Origin of the sequence: Parabacteroides sp. ASF519, from assembly GCF_000364265.2 — a bacterium.
Lineage (GTDB): Bacteria > Bacteroidota > Bacteroidia > Bacteroidales > Tannerellaceae > Parabacteroides > Parabacteroides goldsteinii.
The window spans coordinates 1,283,664-1,304,044 of sequence record NZ_AQFV02000006.1 but is presented as its reverse complement, the minus strand read 5'-3'; the positions used below and the strand labels follow the sequence as shown (position 1 = coordinate 1,304,044).

Here is a 20,381-nt window from a genome sequence, read left to right as displayed (position 1 = left end):
ATTATGAATTACAAAATGAAAGCAATCGCATTCAAACTCGTCCTGCGAAGCTGGTGGCGAAACAAGACATTTTCAATCATATCGATCGTCAGCCTGGCAATCGGCATTGCCTGTACGAACTTGCTGGCTATTTTCGTTATCCATGAGTATAACCTGGAGGCGGATAATCCTCACCGGGAGACCATTTATATGATGGACCAGGATTCGCCGATCCAACCGGGTGAACGGGTTTGTTTCACTGCCGGTGGTATTGCAGCCGAGATTAAAGAAAAATACCCGGAGATTATAGATCATGTATGCCTTAATAATATCGGAATGGATTACATAAAAGTAAACAATACCCGTTTCGACCCCATCATTATAATGACAACAGAAGCCTCGTTTCCCCATTTCTTCCCTTATAAGGTATTGTATGGAGATTTGAACGAAGTGCTGACACAACCGAACAAGATCGCCTTATCGGAAAAATGCGCCCAAAAGTATTTCGGCAAAGAGAATCCGATCGGCCAAACAATCATAACCGGTGAAAATAATGTAACGACCCGTGTACGGGAGGATGGTACGATTGAAGAGGGAAAGAATGAAACCACCTATCAGATTGCCGCTGTGCTGAAATCGCGTAAACAATCTTATATCGACTTCGATGCCGTAATCGGAAATGACGGACCACTCCCCGGAGGAGTATGTCTGTTTATGACCAACCGCCCGATCGATACGAAAAAGTTTGCCGAACAAATCCATAAAGACGGCATACAAACCTTTGTTCCTGACGGAAAATACCGTCTGTACACTCTACAAGAGAGTTATTTCAAAAAATACACACAGGAAAGTTACTTCTTCATGAACAGCCGTCAAAAGACATTACTTTACGTCGGGCTGATCTCAGCCATTCTTATCCTGCTAATTGCCTGTTTCAATTATATCAATCTCAACTTCTCCCGCCTATTGCAACAAGTGCGGATGATCCATACGGAAAAACTGATGGGAGCGACAAAAAACAATATAAACCACCAGCTATTTATCGATACATTCCTGACCGTCATTGTATCCTTCCTGTTATCTTTGCTGATAACACACGATCTGATCCCGATATTCAATTCGATCACTTCCGGAAAGATAGAGACTTCTTTTTTCTTTAACAGACAGGCATTACCTGTTATTACAGTGTTCATACTCCTGTTATCGATCATTCCTTCTGTTTATATCAGCCGGAAAATATCCAAACTATCGGCCTCCGGCTATCGCGAGTTTTTCACCGGAAACAAGAAAAGAAGGATCGTAACGGCTCTTTCGATTGCCCAATATACAGTCTCTATCGGGCTGATCATCGCAACACTTACAGTAAACAACCAACTTCATTTTATACAAAACAAAGCGGAAGGATATCACGGATTAATCGAGGTGGGCAATTGGGGAGCAGACAATTCCTACTTACCGGCTTTTGCACACGAAATAAGAAAAATACCCGGCGTAGAAAATGTAACACTTACAGGTGGTCCTTTACTAAACATGGGGATAGCTCCCGTGAATATCAAAAACCAGGATGGAAGTGAAAGCCATTATATGAAAGCGCAATACATGGGAGGACGTGATTTCCTGAGAACATTAAAAATCGACATCATACAGGGAGTTGAGCCGGATAAGGCGCTCGAACAATTCCAAAGTCCGGCCTATATCACCCGGAAATATGCAGACCTACTGATTCCGCCGGGAGAAAATCCGTTCGGCCAGCAACTAAGTAAATACGACAAAGACTTTAAAGAATATGAAAAAGACAGCAACAACCCTAAAGTGGTCGTTGCAGGTATTGTCGAGAACATGTTTGCCAATTCACTCGAAGAAGATGTTTTTCCCAGTATCATTTACATCGGCCAGGATGATGATAAACGATATGCTTTTGCAGAGATCAAAGTGGGCAAAGAACGTCAGCAAACAATGGCTGCTATTAAAGAAGTATGGGAAAGGATGAATCCGGGTAAATATTTTACTTTCCAGGATGTCTATAAAGAGTTCATGCAACGCAACAGCAGGACAACCGAACTGGCGGAATTAATGATCATGTACTCGCTGATCAGTATTTTCCTGACTTGTTTCGGGTTGTTCGGTATGGCTTTGTATGCTACGGAACAACGCACCAAAGAAATTGGCATCCGGAAAGTAAACGGTTCCAGCACATTAGGGATTATGTTTTTACTGAATAAACAGTTTGTCGGCTGGATCGGGATAGCCTTTGTCATTGCCGTTCCTGTCTCATGGCTTTTCCTCAATCGATGGTTGGAACACTTTGCCTATCATACGGAAATATCCGTCTTCCACTTTCTGCTCGGTGGGATCAGTGTACTTTTTATAACACTGCTCACCGTCAGCTGGCATACTTACAAAGCGGCTTCGGGCAATCCTGTCAAAGTTTTAAGAAGTGAATAACAACTAAGCTCAAAGGCTACTTACTTTAAGGACAAAAGCTATAGCTTCATTATGTAGAAACAAAGTGTTTTTTAAAGATGCGTAAAGATAATGCAACCATGCTAAAAATCAAATAGTTATAAAACATATTTTTTAGCGAGGTCGGAAAAGAAAGCAAAGGAAAGCATATTTGGAAGGGAGTTACGTTACCAAATCGTAACTCACCTCCAAAATCCTCCAAAAAGAATATAATAGATTAATTTTCAATCAGTTGCTCGCTTTTGCATAACTTCAAATAACTCAACAGTAATTAAATTTGTAACTAAAAAAAGTTGAGTTATGAGAAGTACATTCAAAGTGTTATTTTACACAAAAAAGCAGTCAGTAAAAAACGGTAAGGCACCTATTATGGGGCGTATCACCATCAATGGAACCCAGGCAGGTTTCAGTTGTAAGAAAGAAGTATCCCTTACGTTGTGGGACGTCAAAGCCAACCGGGCAAAAGGTAAATCCGAAGAAGCCCGTACTCTCAATCAGGAACTTGATTATATCAGGGCTCAGATTACCAAGCATTATCAATACATTTGCGACCATGACAGTTTTGTCACGGCTAAGAAGGTCTATAACCGTTACGTCGGTTTTGGTGAGGACTATCACACGCTTATGGCACTTTTCAAAGAGCAACTTGAATCGTATAAGGAAAAGATAGGTAAAGGAAAGGCGGAAAGCACTTACCGTGGACTGGTTGCCGATTATAAAAGCCTTCTGCTTTTCATGAAAACCAAAAAGGATATCGAAGATATAGCTATTGATGAACTTGAAAAACCGTTCATTGAAGATTATTACACATGGATGCTCGGAACGGCTGGAAATGCAAACGCTACAGCATTTAACCGTGTCAACACCCTGAAATGGTTATTGTACATCGCACAGGAAAGAGGCTGGATAAGAGTCCATCCGTTTGTATCCTTCGAATGTGTGCCCGAATACAAAAGACGTTCCTTTCTTTCCGAAGAGGAACTGCAAAGAATAATTCATGTGGAACTCAAATACAAGCGTCAGCGTGCCATGCGTGATATGTTCCTATTCATGTGCTTCACCGGTCTTGCCTATGCCGACCTGAAAGCCATAACCTATGACAATATCCATACCGATTCCGACGGCGGCACATGGCTGATGGGAAACCGAATAAAGACAGGAGTTGCATACGTCGTAAAATTATTACCGATTGCTATCGAACTGATTGAAAAATACAGAGGTGTGGATGAAAAGAAAGATTCCCCCGATTGTGTTTTCCCTGTAGGTGAATATAATACTATGTTCCTCAGTCTCAAAATCATAGGCAAGAAATGCGATTGCCGAACTGAAGTCACCCCACATATCGGACGCCACACGTTTGCTGTTTTGGCCATCCTCAAAGGGATGCCGCTGGAAACCCTGCAAAAGGTTTTAGGGCATAATTCCATTCTCTCCACCCAGATATATGCCGAACTTATTAACCCGAAAGTCGGTGAGGATACAGACAAACTGTGCGAGAGAATCGGCCACATTTACAAACTTGCCATGTAGCATGACAATAAAGAGGAACGTCCCCCAAGCCATAGCCCGGAGGACGTTTCTTTTCTCTCTTTATTTATTTATTTATTTCCTGAATCGTCTGAAATCCCTGTAGTTCTTTCTCAGCACTTCATACAATCCACTTTCCGGATAAAGCAGTTTCCCACCGATAGTGGTATAGGGTACCGCCTTTTCATCTCTCAGCGTCTGCAACGTGCGCCGTGAGATATGCAGCATGGCGCATACATCGTCCCCGGTCAGGTAATGTTCATCCGCAATCGTCGGGCGTATCCGTGCCGTGGCATCCTCCACCGCTTTTCCTGTTCTCCTGATCCATCCGGTCAATTCCTTAAACTCTTCCGAATCTTTTGTGATAATCTCCGCCATACCTTTATTTTCTTTTGGTTAGTCCGCTTTCCAGAATCTCCTGAATATCCACTTCCCGGTAGAAGAACTTTCCTCCTATACTCGAGTAAGGGATAAGTCCGTTGTCCCGATAGTTTTGCAGGCATCTTTTCGATATGCCCAGTGCCAGACATACATCCTGCGCATCCATTCATTTGTCCGGTGCGGGCGGGGCAATCCTTTTCTGAAAGTCACCCATTTGTACGGCCAGCGTACTGACCAGCTTCCTCAACTCTTGATACGCACTTGTTTCAATAATCGTCAGTTCCATACTAAAATCACTTTTAAGTTTTTGAATATACGGCAAAATAAGGCACATCTTACATACCTTCCAAACCTCTTAAATCAAAGTCACCCGTTGGCGTGCATTGGCCTGATAAAACAAAAGCCCGTTGCTGCATCCACGCAGCAACGGGCCTTCCATTCTTTTACTTGTCTTTTGTTATTCTACATCTTTCTGCCTTTACTCTTTTTCGGTATTTCTTTTTCAACCTTCATTTTCGGAATGGCATCTTCTTTCTGCCGTGTATCGGGAAAATGCTCATACAACAGTTTTCCGGCCAGTTTCTTCGCCTTCTCCTGCATCTCGTCATACACATCCCATCTGTCCCGACTCAGCAGCTTGTTTTCAATTCTTTCAAATTTCTCATGAAAACTGAAATTGTCCGGATACTCGTCTATCAGTCCATCCCTCGGATAACCCTTGTCCATGATATACAGCAATGTCATCCGGTCATAGTTATCCATGCTCCGAGCTAAACCAAGCCCCTTCTCATTATCCGTCAGCCGGGCATAATTCTCCCATGTGGGTGAAAGGTCATACTCCTCCTTGTCCGTAACACTTTTCAAAGCCGATTTATCCAGAAAGGCATCTGCCGGAATCTTCTCCATTGGTAGCAGACTGTCATAATTATCATAACAGCGGTTTATTTTCCCCGCCATCAGCGAAGGCCATCCCCGAAGCTCATATACCGTCAGCGACTTGCCTTCAAAGTCCGGCTCAAAGAAACGCCTCTCGATATTCGCCTCCATAAAGGCTCCATATTGGTGGTTTCCCTTATAATCCCGGCTGAAAAGCAATACCCCCTTGTCTGTTTCAACACCCGTATAAAATTTGTTCCCGTGTTCCAAGTCATCCAACATATCCGCCACCGCTACGGGTGACGACTTTATTTCTTTCCACATTTTCGGCGTGAGCCAGCGGGTATAAGTCTCATCCTTCGAAAACGGGTCTATTTCATTTCACAGGCAATACACTACTTCCGACAGACGTTGGTATCTCTGTAAAATGATCCCATGTTCGTCCATCGCCTTTTCCAGCCTTTTCAGGTAATCCTCATTGTTTCCTTCCTGCAAGGGAGGTACGATACCCATATCGGGCACATTATAATACATCAGGCCCATAGCCGGCATTTCCTCGCTTTTCAATGCCTTTTCCACATCCTTCTGCATGAACTCTTGAAAACCTTCCTCACCCGTACCTTTCATGCTGATATGTACGGGATTGAAAAATTTGTCCACAGTTATATATACGCTGCCGCTTTTTATCGTTCCGTTCTGTTCATTTTCCATATATTAAAGAATTAAATGTTTATACCCTGTCCTTTCTTTTTAAACGGTATCCTTGTTTTCACTTCCGTCTCCGGAAACCTTGCATTATCCGGTCGTGTAACCAGCAGCGAGACAATCCGTTCCTGTTCCTTTGAGAGTGGCTCACGCATCAGTTGCAAGTTTCTCAGCCGGTTAAAATTTCTTAGTGTAGGTGCCATGTCGCACCGCTTCGTGCAAATCCCGTATCGGAGTATATCCGGTGAAGCAGTCTTGCAATCCCCGATTTCCGTCCGAAATTCTGCATCCAACGGTGCCACCTCATGGAATCTCAATTCCTCCGGCTTTCGTTTCCCGTTGAAGAAGTGTCCGGTCAAATCGTTTAGAAACTCTTCCAATGCCTTGTCCCCTTTGTCCGTTTTTCCCAGTAGCAACACCTTCTGTCCGTATTCCACTGCCGTACAAGTAGGAAAAACGGCCAGTCCGTTTCTTATCACGTCCCCGTTCATTCCGAAACGGTGCCCCAACCGTTTGTAGTCATCATTCTCCAATAAGACCGTATGTTCCGCCGATGACGACAGTTGTACGATACCCCTTTCCTCACAGAATGTCGCGTCCCGCAGTCTTACCACACCCGAAGGATGAATCCTTTCCCGTTCCAATACCGGCGTGAGCCGTTCCAAATAATTCGCATTATCCGTTCCGAGTATGGGGGGAATCAGACTTTTGTCTCTGAAGTCGAAACGGAACATTCAGTGGTCGGGTACAAATTCCCTGCTTGCAGTATGAAACCGTACGTTGTTGCTGATATATCGGGAGAATCCTTCTTCTCCCTGTCCCCGCATACTTAAATAAACGGGGCGGTAAAAAGCATCCAGCGTCATATACAGACTGCCGCTTTCCACCGCTTGCATTTTCTTTTCTTCCATAAATTCTATATGATTAGTTGTTTCTTTTCCTTTTTATCCGGAGTAATGGAGGCCACATGCTTTGCCTGCCGTTGACCGTTACCCCGTTTCTGCGCAGGAACTTCCCGTATGGGGGCTGTATCGAATGATTTACCTGTCTTTTGTTCTTTAGAACGCTGATAAGAAGCAGTTTGCATTCTTTCTGTTTTTTCCATTCGGTTGATACTTCCGCCCAACTTAAATTCCCCGTCCGTTATATGGAACTCCGATTGCAGAATATCCCTTGCCATTACCTTCGCTTCCGTCTGCAAGGCCGCATAGCCGAAATCATGTGACGACATTGGCGCCGATTGCCGTGCCTTGATGCTGTCACCCAACTTTTCAGCCAAATCTCGGAACTCATACTCATAACTGAACGGATGAAAATAGTCTGCCGCCACATGACCGGCATATCCGTTTTCCGAAATATAAAGCAGAGAGGCCACGTCATAATTACATGGCGAAATACCCAGATTGAAGTCCTTCGTCAACCGGTCAAAGTTACTGTAATCCGGTCTTAAATCGTATTTGTCCGTACAGACGGCACCTTCCAGCATTTCTTTTCCTGCCAGTTTCTCAGAAGTAAAGCTGAACTCCGATTTACGCAGTTGCATATCGGCACTACGCAAATCGCTTTTCGCCAGTTTGTCGATGCAGTTGTCCGCCAGTTCCGCCACTTGTCGGGAAGGTGTCTCTATCTCATACAGTCTCAATGTTTCCACCCCTTTGGTCATATTGAAAAATCCATCCGCCAGATATTGCAGATAGCTGTTGCGAGCTTTCATACCCTTTTCGTTGTCCGAGAAGAACAATACGCCCTCATCCGTCGCCACGGCATACACTCGCCACTTTTCGCCCGACAGTTTTTCATTGTTCCAGCCTTCCGCCTCGTTATGCCGGATAAACTCTTTATATTGCTTGTCTTTTTGCAGTGCTGTGGATGATGCCCGGCGGCTGAACAGTTTCAACCCCGTTTTCAGCGTATAGGCCGCATCCCTCAAAGGAATCCGCCTTCCCGTCACTGCCTTGTGTCTATGGATAGCCGGAACCAGAGTATGAAAATACCAGTTCGCCAGTTCTCCCCGTCGGGAAGGTATCTTCCCTTTATCTGCGAAATCCGCTTTTAGAATCGTTCAGCCGGGTAGGTAGCCCCGTTTGTCGAAGCTCTTCACCATCTTCCCGATATAATCCTCATACGCTTTCGGTGTGGCATCACCCGTGTGTACATCCACCGGGGTATTTTTTTCGTCCAGCGTGATGAACACGCTCCCTGGCCCTTCCGCTGTCCGCCCCGATAAACGGGTTATCCAGCGGGTCGTCCAATCTTTCAGTAATCCCATAATCTTGATTTGTTTACAGAAGTTTTATAGATGCAAAGAAAGCGCTTTGACCGTCAATCTGCAACACGGCGGACACACAAGTCACCTTTTGGCGGCTGTTGGCGTGCAAACTTTACGCCAGCCGTTCGTCCAACATCTTGATATAGCTTTTGCGAATAGAGTCAATAAAAGGAGTGGAAACCGTACAGCGATCAAACACCTTTCCCCGCTTGGTGTATAAGGCATTTATTTTCAGGTTAAAAGCATCCTCGAATACTCTGATGACATCTACAACAGTAAGTTTCTTCCCTTCCGCGCAGTCCACAACCCCGGCAGCCATCAATGCGGCCACTAATTCTATCAGGTCATTATCCGTACCGTTCCAGCGAAGTGTTGATTTCCGTTTATTACCCTGCCGGTGAATTTCCATTTTCATACTGGTGTCACCTGCATGATAACGGAAATAATCTTTCGTTATTTCTATCTCCGTTTCCAATAATGAAAGAGTCTTGCTGATAAACACATCGTAGAGTATATGTCGTCCTCCTTCCATGACGTTACAAGTCTGTTGCATAAAAGAAAGTTCTATTTTTGTGTAGTTCAACCGTCTTAGTAGCTTCATTCTATCCTCATCTTGCGACAGTTCGGCAAGCTGATTTGCGAAATCGTCATAGGCGGCAGGTAAATCTTCCGACATAAGTTCAGAGCCTGTCATGTAAGAGGTGAACATATTGAATAGAAGAGTATTTGTCAATGTTCTCATGGCATTAAAATTTAAAGTTTAAAACTGTCCGGTTTTCACCATCACTTGTCATAACCATAAAGGACAAGTGATATGCCACAGAAAAGCTAATACATTAATATATTGATAACTAATATATTAAAATTTGCTATCTCCAAAACGTGTCTGCATTTATTATCCCCATCAGACACAATGTGTTCAGAATTATGGACACATTCAGTTTAAACCGTATTTTTTCAGTTTCAAATAAAGCGTGCTCCGGGATATACCCAACAGCCGGGCGGCAGCTTTCCGATCATTACCCGTAGTTTCCAATGCTTTCACTATCGCTTCCAATTCCGTACGCTCCATATCCAGCCGGTAATCATCCGATGGTTTTATCTCTACCGGAAGGTTGATGTCTTTAAGTGTAATCCATTCATCCTGCGCCAATACACACGCACGCCTCACCACACTTTTTAACTCACGGATATTGCCCGGCCATGAATAAGCCCTAAAAGCCTTCCTTACGTCCATGTCAAATTCCTTCACATTCTTTCCTAATTCCTCGTTCGCATAGGAAAGAAAGAATCCGGCCAACGGAATAATATCCTCCGGACACTCTTTCAATGACGGAACATGAAGTGGAAACTCGTTCAACCGATGGAACAAGTCTTCCCTGAACCGCCCCTCACTTATAGCCCGTTCCAAATCCTCATTGGTGGCTGTAAGCAGCCGTATGTCCGTTTGTATTTCTTCCTTTCCACCAAGAGGTCTATAACGTTTCTCCTGCAAGGCACGTAATAGTAATACCTGAGTTTCCATGTTCAGATTACCAATCTCATCCAGAAACAATGTCCCATGATTGGCGGCAGCAAACATGCCGGTTTTATCTTCAGTTGCTCCCGTAAAAGTTCCTTTTTTATGTCCGAACAATTCCGATGCGGCCAGTTCCCGTGGTAATGCCCCGCAATCCACCGCTACAAAAGGAGCGTCCGAACGTCTGCCGAGTGCGTGTATCTGACATGCCACCCATTCCTTACCCGTACCCGATGCACCCCGTATCAACACGGACAAACTGTCTGCAGGAGCTACCAAACGTACCATCTCCTGAAGTTTTACTGCCAGCGGACTTTTGCAGACATAAAAAGCCTGCTCCGGATTTCTCCTTTTCTCCCTGCGTTCCAACAATTCACGGATGACGTCAAGTACTTTTTCTGTTTGTACGGGTTTGGGGAGATAATTGTCGGCCCCTTTCTTTACAGCTTCGACAGCACCAGGTATATCTCCATATCCTGTCATGATTAGAAAAGGCATACGATACCTATGTACCCTCATCCATTCAAGCAGTTCCACACCATTACAGTCACCAAGGCGGAAATCTGACAAGACCAGATCTACTTCGTGACCGCTTAGAAATTCTTTTGCGGAATTTACTGACAGCACGTAACGGGCATCCATCCCGTTTTTTACCAGCCAGTTAGCGGTAGTACGTGCATATATTCGATCATCTTCTACTACCAATATGGTTTTCATCCGGTTCATACTTTAATTCTTTCGCTTTTTTTACGGCCTGTTCCACTGCTCCCATCAGTCTTTTAATACGGGCATCCAATTCCTTACACCATTTTTCAGAGGATAGTGAAGCCATCTCTTCCAGTTCATTCAAGGGTACATTGATACGAATCATCCCCCATAATGGAGCAGCTTTGTGTATGATATGCCTCAATTGCATATAATTTGCCGTTTCCAAAGCGTCCTGCATTTCAGAGAGTTCCTTTTCCGTGTCCTCTATGAACATATCCAACAGTTCCATCGCATTTTCTTCCCCTTCCATGATAGTTGTAAAATTCGTCCTGTCTATACATGAAGTAACCGAAACTAATTCTCTTTGCGAGAAAGGCTTATATAGGCAGTTCACAAAACCTGCATTTATAAAATACTCCGGATTTTTGTCCGCTTGTGCGGTTACCGCCAATACGGGAAGTGTCTTTGCTTGTCCGAGGTTGCTACCCCGAAGCAAGGTCAGTACCCCGTAACCGTCCATTTCCGACATTCTCATATCCGTCAACACCAGGTCATAACGATTGCGGCGTAATGCCTCAATCAGTTCACTTACATTCAGGCAACAATCACATTTCACCCCATGACGTACATACATTTTTTGGATTACTTCAAGTTGCATCCGGTCATCATCTATTGCCAGTACTCTCATTCCTGAAAGAACGCCACATGCCAAAGAAACCTTTGTAGTCTTTCCATTTGTCTCACGCAAAGGCAGACATACCTCGAATGTGCTTCCATGTCCCGGCGTGCTTTGAACATGAATAGTTCCCTTCAGCAATGTCACCAATTTATATGTTATTGCCAATCCCAGTCCGAAGCCTTCTTCCGCATTTGGCGCTTTACCTCGTTCAAAAGCGGTGAATATCTGTTCCTGACTTTCCTTATCAATACCTATACCCGTATCTCTAATGAAGAAGGATAGCTTTCCGACCCGGTATTGTGCACCTACTTGTATATATCCGGCACTGGTAAACTTTACTGCATTTGAGATCAGATTATTGAGTATTTGCACCAACCGTCCACAATCCCCCTCGACAAGCACGTCAGAATCTATTACTTTTATTACCAAGTCCAACCCTTTCTTTTCCGCTATCGGTAGGAATGAGTGGGCAGTATCTTCAATTATTCGCCCCAAATGAAAGATTTCTTTTTCCGGCTGTTCCTTTTCCGCTTCCAGCCTGTAATAATACAGCAGGTTATTTGCCAACCCAATGACATGGCGCGAGGCATGCAGGATATTCATTGCATACCCTTTGCTCTGTTCCGGACTTTTTTCATCTTGTAATAATTCTGCATATTCGCTGATAGTACCGAGCGGTACACGGAGGTCATGGCTTACTGTTAATATGAGGTTACGGCGCGCGGCCAGCAGTTCACGATTCCGGCAGTCTGACGCTTCCAGTTTCAGCCGGTACTCCTGCCTCTTTCTTATGTCCTGGTGGATAAAAAAGTAAAATAACACTATTAGCATGATGGCGATAACAGTTATAAACAGAATGATACGAAATGATTGCTCCCTTAATGCGGTAATTTCTTCTATTTCTTTTTCTGCTTGCTTGATAACTACTTGTTCAAACTCACCAATAAGTGTGTTTATTTGTGAGTTCAGTTCTGTGTTACGGCATTGCAAACTGTCGGAGTAAGTGGTCAGCTTATTCCAGTAGTCGGTATATTGTATAGACATTTCTTTTTGTAGGGAATAAAGTTCCCTGGGTATTTGCTGGGATGCGGACGGCTGTTTCGTTTTTTCCTTTTGGTATGCATAGGCCGATTTTTCTTCTTTCTTTTTAAACAAACCAAGGAAACCGCTCCGTTTTTTCTTCTCCTTTTCTGATTTGCCCGGTAACAATGGAATATGCATTTGTAAAGCGACAGCAGGTATTCTCCGTTGGAACAGACTGTCAGAGCGCAGTAAATCCGAAAGTGTATTCATCACTCCGAGCAACAGTGCCTCTTTTTCTTGTAAGAGCGAAGATATTGTGTCGATTTGTGCATGTTGTATGTCGGATGGATAGTATCGTTTCAGTTCGTTCAAAGTGGTGGTAACCATTTCACGCTTCATCCGGTATTCATTGAATTTGTCCCTGTCACGTAATAGCAGGAAATCATCAGAAAAGGAGAAGTCAAGCAGTTTTTCAAAAGTTCGGTTCACGGCTTCTCTTTTTTGCTTGATAAGTAATTCGCCACTGTTCAACATTTCCATCTTCTGATGTTCCAGCCACACAAGAGAAACAATGATAGTAAGGAATATGAGTAACAATACATATCCGGTAATAATTTTCAATCGGAGAGATATCAACGAGTTATTTGTTTGCATTTGTTCTGTTTTCATTATAAATTGTACTCGTTTCGTTTTTAGGGGTATGCTTTATTTCTCCAGCTCCACACCTTCAGCAACAATGGTATCGGTCTTGAGATACAATTGTTATAGGTCAATCTCAAAATGCTGGTAATCCTTCAATGAAGTCCAATCGCCGCCCCATTCGAATCCTGCTTCCGTAAAGAGACGGTATGCAAGGTCGTTGTGATCTATCTTGTAGGGTATATCCGTCTTGTTCTCACGGTCGAAAGCGTATGGTTCGCCCGTAGCGGGTTCTATGTGCCAGGATTCGTCATCCTTTTGCTTGACATATGGATTGTAAAGCGTATTGATGTCAATGGCAAGACCAAGTCCGTGCTTGGAAATTTTGGTAGTAGAACCGGTCATGAAGCGGAAGTTGAACGATGAGGAGTTGTTAGCACGCATAGAGCTTTCGTCGTCGGCATCGTAGTTGTCAATGAGCACCATCCGCTCAATGCGGTAGTCTGCCTGATAGAGCCGGCGAAATACATCGATCACTTTATCGGCAATGGCAGCGTTCACCACCATCTCACCCCGTTGTGGGTTACCGTCAGCGTTACGATGCAACACTTTTAAATAACGTAGTTCGGATCGCTTCAAAGGACAGTCCTCTTTCCATGACTTGAGCCACATGCGGCTGAATATTTGGTCGCTGATAGTTTCCGAACGAAACCAGGCATCCACACCGGAGCGTTCTACGTCAGCTTGGGACACCAAAGTTTCGGCTGTCCACTCATCGTCAGGACTTTGATGTCCAAGGTCGTTGTCACATCCAACCAAGAGTATGGTAAAAGACACGACAAAGAGTAGCAGGTATTTTTTTCTTATCATATTTGTTAATGTATTTATTATTTGTCTTTACTTTTCAATCTTCCACTTAGGCAGTTCGCTGCGACGAGTAGTGGAGATGCAGTAGAAGGTAGTGTCGCGGTAAGTGCGAGTGTAGTCTATGGTCACAGTGCTGTCTGTGAAGTTCTTTACATGTACGGTTTGCACCGGTTTATTGGGGTGTGACATATAGAGGGTGTCGTTGTGGAAAGCATATCGAAACCGCAGCTTTTTCATCAGCGTGTCATTTTGGATGACGTAGAAGGTCATCACGCTGTCCGGAGTATAGACTTCGTAGAATTGCTGTTCTTGCGGGTTGTTGATGTAGTCGTAAAGCAGGGTGTCGGAGGCGGTGCCCAGCACGGTTTGAGTCATGGTTTCATAGTACCATGTGCCGATGAAGTTCGGAATGCCAGGTCCTGTGGGATTTGTTTTGCTTGTTCCCTTGCACGATATAAATGCTATTGCTGCCATCAAGGCGATACTGATGATATAAAGTATTTGCTTCATAATGAACATAATGAAAATGATGATTTATTGTTTTACTTATTTATGTTTTTGCTATCCGGAACCCTACTCAGATGTCGGCAGGAGCTATTGTTGTGTATTCTATGAGATCTTCAGCCTGTTAGCTGGTCGAAGCGGCAGGCGTGGTATCGTTCTCTGTTTTTACTATCATTGACTGAAATATTAACATAGACGTTGTAGATGTAGTTGTGCCGCCCATCGGTCTGGCGGTGGGCGACGAGGATATGCGACAATACTTCGTCCAGCCGGTTGATATAGGAATCAAGGCGCATGTTACCGCTGTAAATGCAGGCGTAACGTAGATTGTTTCATTTTGATTATTTTTTGAAGTTTATAAATTCTGACATATCAGCCGAATAAAGGTTGCCGTAGTTTTCAGCGTTATAGACCATCACATGGCTACCGACCGTATTGATGAACAATCGGTAATATAGGTCGCGTAGGGCAATGTTCTTGTTTTCGGTGATCTGCTCAATAAAGGTGGAGGTAAAGCGGTTGCTCATCCATACCTTCATCTCGCCGTTGAACACGTCTGCCTTGGAGGTCTCGTCACCATTGGCAGCCGTGACGAACAACATTCCCGGAATATTCCGGCATTGCTCCATCACACCGCCCGAAAAACAAGCCTCGACCATCATCAGGAGTTTACGATAGCTTCTCTTTTCCCTCATCCGATGGAAAGTCTCGTCAAGTTGGTCACCCATAATGCCATAGGCATCATCGTTCCAGCATAAGGCACCGGGTACTCCGTGTCCGCTCCAGAAGACAAATACATTGTCGTTTGCGGTAGATTCGATTACGATGGGCAGTCTTTCGCTTTTTTCTCCGCTCAGTATGGCAAGTATGTCTTTTGCCTGCAACTCCGACATGCGATAGTCTATCTCTACCTGCTCGTACACGTTGTTTCCTCCGATGGTCACCTGCACAACTCCTTTGTTGGGATTCGACACATTGTCGGCTATATCGTCCTCGGCAATGAGAATGATACGGTCGTCGGTATATCCGGCCTGTTTGAGCTGCTGGTAGATGGCGAGCACATCTGCCTGATGGCGATAGTTGGCCCATTCCTTGGAGGAAGCAACCAGAAGTGCCCAGTTACCGGTATGTACAGGGTAATCGAATTCTCCGGAATTGTTGAAATTCTGCATCTGCGAAGCCTTCCAGTTCCAACCGGCAAGTGTTGCATCCGTGCGGTTTCCTCCATCGCTGGTGTTATAGTCGAGGATGATATACTGCCCGTTGTAAACCTTAAAGTTATAGTAAGTCGTGGCAAGCACATTGGTAAAGACTTTTGCATCAAACCTCAGATGGCCTGAAGCCCCACGGACGTATGGCGACTTGCCGGCAGCAAGCGCATCTACCACAAGCCCCATATCCTCACCCGTCCAGCTGCCCATGTTCAAGTCTTCACCTGAAACAACAGCCCTGAGTGATTTTTGTAACGACAGCTCCGGATTGAACTGCTGATGCCATGCAGCATAGCCGATGAGCATGGCGGCATCGTGGAGCTGTGATTCCCCCAGAGTGGGCGTGGCATTGAAAAAGGTCCGATAACTCACGTCGAACCCCGATTCAGGATCGGCACCAAACGCGACTCCCTCTATCCCTTCGGCTGCATCACCGTGAATCTTGAGCACATCCGCGCCGTAGGCTGTATCCGAAAACAACATCCTCGGTACACTCTGCCCGTTCAGGCTTTGTGTTTTATGCGCTTCAAGCATCGGTCCCATCTCTTCAATCTCAGAGGGGATACATATCACATACTCTGTACCCGACTGCATGGCTTGGCAAGACACATCCGCTATATTATCGGGGGTGTAAGCATAGCTACCCATATTCTTCAACCCGAGTTCGCGTGCCTGAAATGCGAACCAATCAATGAACGTCTGCCCGTAATTGTCATTATCCTTGGCCAAAAGTGCTACACTTTTACCTCCATAGTTAATCACCTTGGAGAGAAGTACCTCACATTGCGTAATGTCGGTTTCGGTCATCGCCCAAAGATAGCCTGTTGATGCGTATGCTCGAACCAGTTGTTCTGTGGTGGCGAGTGTGAAGAATGTCTTGCCCACAAGGGTCAATTCAGCCGCGAGGATTGCAGCGTTGGATGAATACAATCCGCCGATGACGGCATATACCTCATCGTTGAAAGCCAGCGATCGGGCAAGTTCCTGCATATCGGCATTTGCCTCGTCGTAGTATTCAAACTTCAATCTGATACCTGTCTCGTGGTTTTTGAATGCACGTTCAAAGTTGGTTGCAAACATACCCAACGTTCTTTCCCAATGCACAGCAAGTCCTTTCTCCATCGGGAGCACCACGGCGACGGTCTTCTCTGTCCATTGTTTATCGCCATAAGACATGGAAGATTCATCGTCCGAACAGCTCCACAGACCGATCAGGCAGAGGAGCGGTGCAATAAGTTTAATAACTATTCGTTTCATAATACTCTTTCTCGAAAATAACAGCTTGTTGGCGCATGTCATTGACTAAACTGTTGAAATCATTCGCGTATCGGGGCGCGACCAGCCAGTCGGCATACCCGCTTTCAAGACCGTAAAGTTGGTTCTCCGGCATAATTCCCGTGGTGACCCATTCCGTCAGATACCTGTAAATCAATTGGTCGATATGCTTGATGACCGAGCCTGTAATCCAATTGGAGAGACTTGACTGATCAATGTCCATACCTGCAAGGTACGGTGAATCTTCAAATTCCCGGGAGTAGCGGTAGATACCGGCATTGGAGCCACCTGCCACAGGAAAGATGAAGTCGTAATCAACCGCCCAGGTACTCATTTTCTGATAGGCGAGCGAAGCCGACACATATCCCGTCCAATCATCCGCCAGATACTCCACATCGCAGTCGCTGCCGTAACCGGCAACAAAACCGTCTTTGGCTATATTGATGGGACTGTCCGAGTGGTTGGCAAGTAAGACAAGCGGTTTCCTGTCTCCCGTACATTGCCTTGCCACTGCTCCGGCAAGATACGAGGCTCCGAACATAGAAATTTGGAAAGTGTGTATCTGCTTGTCATCATATTGTTTCCGGCTTTCAAACAGCAAAAGGCTCTTGTTGGGAGTCAGGTCGTGTTGAATAAGATGCTTTTCTACCATAGGCTCATAGTCGCTGCTACCCAGAACAAACAACACCGGAATGTCGCTTTCCGGCCGTTTGAGCCAGTCGGAAAAGATTTTCTCAGCTTCTGGCAATGATTCGGGCGAATAGATATAGATGTCAATCTCTTTATGTTCCATCTTGAACCGCTGCACCCCTTCGAGGATGCAATCGTTATAGCTCATGTCGCCCAGCCCGCTTGGAGAGAAGAGAAAAACAATCTGTGGAACCGGAGAAACCGACTCCAACTCATCGGCATGATTGCAGGATGACAACGCTCCTGTTACCAAGAACGTTGTCATTGCCAAAAAGATACGGAAAGGATTATACATGCTAATCAAATACATGATAACATTCCCATAATGTTTCATTTTATAAATATTGTGATCTGTCTCATTTATTATTTAAAATTCTCACCTCCGCATCTATTGCATTTCTTTGGTCTGTAGAGCTTAAATGTCTCCAATCCGCAATCGGAACATACCCACCCTGATACAGGGAATCGTTCCCAAGGAAAATTCTCTCCCTCCAGATATGCTTCGGGAACGATGCGAATAAACAAATCACCGAAATTATCAAGTGCTTTGAGCGTAACGGTGTAAAAGACGCTTTCTTCCGTACCGGGAGCAAGAGAAATAACCCCTTTGTTGTCTGAGAGTTTTATCGTGCGTTGTTTACCATCCCACTGGTCGAGGATAAGACGCTCGCACAGCGTATGGGCGGCCTCCTTCGAGTCGGCAATTATCACCAAAGTACTTCCATCCTCACCTCTTTGATAGAGTTTTTCTGCTTTAGCCTGCTCAACAATCACCTTGTTGATGTTTAGCAGTATCTCTTCGCTTGATACAGCTTTGGGCTCATCATTGTTATCACTACATGAAGAGAATGCAACCATTGTCAGCATAGTTGCAAACAGAATAGTAAAAATCTTCTTTTCCATAATGTTTTACTTTAAATTAAATTAATTGTTTATTTGTCAGTTGTTCTTTTTAACTCTGTCGGCAGCTTGCTTTATCGGAACATTCAGTATCGCTTCGTACAGGTCGCTCCAGCCAGTCAGTCGATCAAAACGGCAAGTCTGGTAACGTTTCATCCCTTCCGGTTTCTCCAACGAAGGGCCGGCACATACGTTGTAAACGAAGTCATGCCGACCATTGGTTTGCAAATGGATGGCCAGAATATCTTCCAACACCTCATACAAGCGATTCACATAGGGAGCGAGCTGCATATTTCCGCTATACACGTAAGCACAGCGTAAGAAATCGGGTAAATCTATAGCATTGTTTGCTCGCACGTTTTCAAAGAAGTTATCCTTGTCATGTTCATACTTCGCTTGAAGTGCTCTTTGGTAACCGGCTCCGTAGGTGTCACCAAGCACTGCAGGTTTATCGGTGGTGAAGTTGATTTCATTCATGGAGCCACGCATGGCGGCAAAGGTTTCGTGTAGCACGTCCCACAGTCGTGTAAGTTCGCGCAGTCGTGTCACCTCTACAACCAAGCCGTAGTTGCCACTGTCGTGAAACACTTGCCAGATATTCATGGCACGCTTCGCCATACGCACTAATGCGTCTTCCATTGAGTGACCTTCGTGCAAATCGGTCAGCAAAGTGGCATAGTCATAGGCATAATCGGGAATCGAAAAGGGCGATCCGAGCAGATAGTCTGCCAGTCCTTCCCATTCAGCCAGCATCTCAACGCTTCCTTGCTGACAGGAATGTGCCAACATAGCTTCGAGCGGGACACCGGCTTCCCGGATACCTTGTGCCAGTTTATAGGAAGACATCATCTCTTTTCCATCGGAAATGGTAGCGCGGGTTTCAGATGGGGGTAAATCAAGATTGGGAGTGAAGGAAAGGCCGTGTCCGGCAAAGGCTAAAAGATACTTGTTGCCGGGACATTGCTCTGCCGACCAACGAATGAAGTCGGTGAGATATGCCGGGTCGGTGATTTGGAAATCCTCGCCTGCCACAAAACCGGGGTCTTGCGTCAGCACTCCATTCTCACCGATGTAGCGGTACACTCCGTTGTGTGCTTCCCCTTCTTTTTTTCCGGATGCCTTAAACAGTACGGTCACGGCAATGTTTTGCTTGCCGGCTGTAGCCTCTACCGCCTGCCTTATGGAAAACATCTCACTAAGGTCGTGCTCCGGGTCTCCTCCCGAGACATAGAACATCAGGCAGTAACCGTTGCCGGTAGGCTCAGGAATCGGGTCATTGTTATCTGAACACGACAACAATCCAACGAACTGCATTATAAAAGCTGCGTAAAAAATTAAGAATCGATTCATCTTGTTTCTAAGTTTAATACAAATTCTTACCTCCGCATTTCCTACATTTATCAGGAGGATAGGTGAAGCTTATTTAAATGTAATGATGTATCTCGGTTGGCCCTTCTCCTTCCGAAACCATATATCCAGTTTGGAAAAACCGTTCTTGACATCACTCCTTTTATAACTCATTATCAGGTACTCTGAAGAGATGGAGCATAACCCTCTAAACCTCTTTTGTGCCATAATATCGTCTCTGTCAATTTGGTTATACATGAAAGCAAAGCACTCTCCCTCATTTTTGAAATCTGTGCATGTCAACCCCCCGGATTGTACAGCGGGGAAGTCGGGGTATATCTTCTTGACAAAATTGGCAAAGTTCTTTGCTGTATTCTCTTTCGCAGCCTGCGAGGAACCACCGAAGACGTTTTCGTTGTCGGTATTGAATACAGCCATGCACACCACCTCCTCGGTGAGGGTGTTTATCACTTCTAAGAGGTAATCGCCCTGCCACACTTCGTCCTTGAGCGAATTGCAGGCTTTCTCGCAGGCTGCGTAAACCTGCTCGTCGCACTTTTCCACTGTACCCCGCTTCGTGAAGTTGCTTCCGGTAGCACCGAGGGCAGACTTGAAGGCGTACTCTATCTTTCCCTTCTCTTCGAGAAAGTCGGGGTGTGATACCGAAATTTCAGTGAAAACGTAGGTGTAAGTCACTTCATTCTCAATATCTTCATCATCGCTGCAAGCTGTGAAGGTGAACGTGAGGATGGCTACCGCCATCAGTGCCAACCATACCGATATTCTTTTCATTGTACTTTTCATATCAATCCATTGTTT

Annotated in this window: 19 protein-coding genes; 2 read left to right on the top strand and 17 right to left on the bottom strand. The window is 45.0% G+C overall.

The window, feature by feature from the left end; all coding sequences use genetic code 11:
• Nucleotides 1-3: 3 nt before the first annotated feature.
• Both C825_RS05055 and C825_RS05050 read left to right on the top strand, forming a co-directional pair.
• The gene (locus C825_RS05055; RefSeq protein ID WP_010801652.1) at nucleotides 4-2,424 is read left to right on the top strand and encodes an ABC transporter permease; all 2,421 of its coding nucleotides are present in this window, start codon (nucleotides 4-6) and stop codon (nucleotides 2,422-2,424) included.
• A 318-nt stretch (nucleotides 2,425-2,742) separates the two neighbouring features.
• The gene (locus C825_RS05050) at nucleotides 2,743-3,972 is read left to right on the top strand and encodes a site-specific integrase (protein WP_010801651.1); all 1,230 of its coding nucleotides are present in this window, start codon (nucleotides 2,743-2,745) and stop codon (nucleotides 3,970-3,972) included.
• 72 nt (nucleotides 3,973-4,044) lie between these two features.
• On the opposite strand, the gene C825_RS05045 is transcribed toward C825_RS05050, so the two are convergent.
• The 17 genes from C825_RS05045 to C825_RS04965 all read right to left on the bottom strand — a co-directional run bounded on the left by C825_RS05045 (nucleotide 4,045) and on the right by C825_RS04965 (nucleotide 20,366).
• Complete coding sequence (locus C825_RS05045; protein ID WP_010801650.1) at nucleotides 4,045-4,347, bottom strand: helix-turn-helix domain-containing protein; 303 nt, start codon at nucleotides 4,345-4,347, stop codon at nucleotides 4,045-4,047.
• A 4-nt stretch (nucleotides 4,348-4,351) separates the two neighbouring features.
• Nucleotides 4,352-4,516 carry a helix-turn-helix domain-containing protein gene (locus C825_RS05040; protein WP_025726173.1) on the bottom strand — a complete coding sequence of 55 codons (165 nt, stop codon included), beginning with the start codon at nucleotides 4,514-4,516 and terminating at the stop codon, nucleotides 4,352-4,354.
• A 296-nt stretch (nucleotides 4,517-4,812) separates the two neighbouring features.
• Nucleotides 4,813-5,550 (bottom strand): DUF6047 family protein, encoded by a 738-nt coding sequence (locus C825_RS05035; RefSeq protein ID WP_010801649.1) that lies wholly within the window; start codon nucleotides 5,548-5,550, stop codon nucleotides 4,813-4,815.
• A 57-nt stretch (nucleotides 5,551-5,607) separates the two neighbouring features.
• Nucleotides 5,608-5,937, bottom strand: a complete 330-nt coding sequence (locus C825_RS05030; RefSeq protein WP_007655512.1) for a hypothetical protein — start codon at nucleotides 5,935-5,937, stop codon at nucleotides 5,608-5,610.
• 11 nt (nucleotides 5,938-5,948) lie between these two features.
• Nucleotides 5,949-6,665: a DUF6047 family protein gene (locus C825_RS05025; RefSeq protein ID WP_016213045.1), complete on the bottom strand. Its 717-nt coding sequence runs from the start codon at nucleotides 6,663-6,665 to the stop codon at nucleotides 5,949-5,951.
• Nucleotides 6,666-6,842 (bottom strand): hypothetical protein, encoded by a 177-nt coding sequence (locus C825_RS05020; protein WP_009860284.1) that lies wholly within the window; start codon nucleotides 6,840-6,842, stop codon nucleotides 6,666-6,668. It abuts the gene before it with no gap.
• 5 nt (nucleotides 6,843-6,847) lie between these two features.
• Nucleotides 6,848-7,882 (bottom strand): DUF6047 family protein, encoded by a 1,035-nt coding sequence (locus C825_RS05015; protein ID WP_010801646.1) that lies wholly within the window; start codon nucleotides 7,880-7,882, stop codon nucleotides 6,848-6,850.
• Between the two features lie 430 nt (nucleotides 7,883-8,312).
• Entirely contained in the window at nucleotides 8,313-8,942 is a 630-nt protein-coding gene (locus C825_RS05010) for an RteC domain-containing protein (RefSeq protein WP_010801645.1), read from the bottom strand.
• A 195-nt stretch (nucleotides 8,943-9,137) separates the two neighbouring features.
• Nucleotides 9,138-10,436 carry a sigma-54-dependent transcriptional regulator gene (locus C825_RS05005; RefSeq protein WP_010801644.1) on the bottom strand — a complete coding sequence of 433 codons (1,299 nt, stop codon included), beginning with the start codon at nucleotides 10,434-10,436 and terminating at the stop codon, nucleotides 9,138-9,140.
• Nucleotides 10,408-12,783, bottom strand: coding sequence for a hybrid sensor histidine kinase/response regulator (locus tag C825_RS05000; protein ID WP_010801643.1), 2,376 nt, complete (start codon nucleotides 12,781-12,783; stop codon nucleotides 10,408-10,410). The genes C825_RS05005 and C825_RS05000 overlap by 29 nt, the downstream gene beginning before the upstream one ends.
• A gap of 108 nt (nucleotides 12,784-12,891) precedes the next feature.
• Nucleotides 12,892-13,521, bottom strand: a complete 630-nt coding sequence (locus C825_RS04995; RefSeq protein ID WP_232434971.1) for a M15 family metallopeptidase — start codon at nucleotides 13,519-13,521, stop codon at nucleotides 12,892-12,894.
• Nucleotides 13,522-13,665: 144 nt separating this feature from the next.
• On the bottom strand, nucleotides 13,666-14,145 hold the full coding sequence (locus C825_RS04990) for a hypothetical protein (protein ID WP_044214929.1): 480 nt from the start codon (nucleotides 14,143-14,145) through the stop codon (nucleotides 13,666-13,668).
• Between the two features lie 335 nt (nucleotides 14,146-14,480).
• Entirely contained in the window at nucleotides 14,481-16,607 is a 2,127-nt protein-coding gene (locus C825_RS04985; protein WP_010801640.1) for a C13 family peptidase, read from the bottom strand.
• Entirely contained in the window at nucleotides 16,588-17,649 is a 1,062-nt protein-coding gene (locus C825_RS04980) for a BMP family ABC transporter substrate-binding protein (RefSeq protein ID WP_010801639.1), read from the bottom strand. Before C825_RS04980 ends, C825_RS04985 begins: the two co-directional genes overlap by 20 nt.
• Before the next feature lie 29 nt (nucleotides 17,650-17,678).
• Nucleotides 17,679-18,218 carry a hypothetical protein gene (locus C825_RS04975; protein WP_010801638.1) on the bottom strand — a complete coding sequence of 180 codons (540 nt, stop codon included), beginning with the start codon at nucleotides 18,216-18,218 and terminating at the stop codon, nucleotides 17,679-17,681.
• A gap of 36 nt (nucleotides 18,219-18,254) precedes the next feature.
• Nucleotides 18,255-19,565, bottom strand: a complete 1,311-nt coding sequence (locus tag C825_RS04970; RefSeq protein ID WP_010801637.1) for a clostripain-related cysteine peptidase — start codon at nucleotides 19,563-19,565, stop codon at nucleotides 18,255-18,257.
• Between the two features lie 69 nt (nucleotides 19,566-19,634).
• Nucleotides 19,635-20,366, bottom strand: a complete 732-nt coding sequence (locus C825_RS04965) for a hypothetical protein (protein WP_010801636.1) — start codon at nucleotides 20,364-20,366, stop codon at nucleotides 19,635-19,637.
• Between the last annotated feature and the right edge of the window lie 15 nt (nucleotides 20,367-20,381).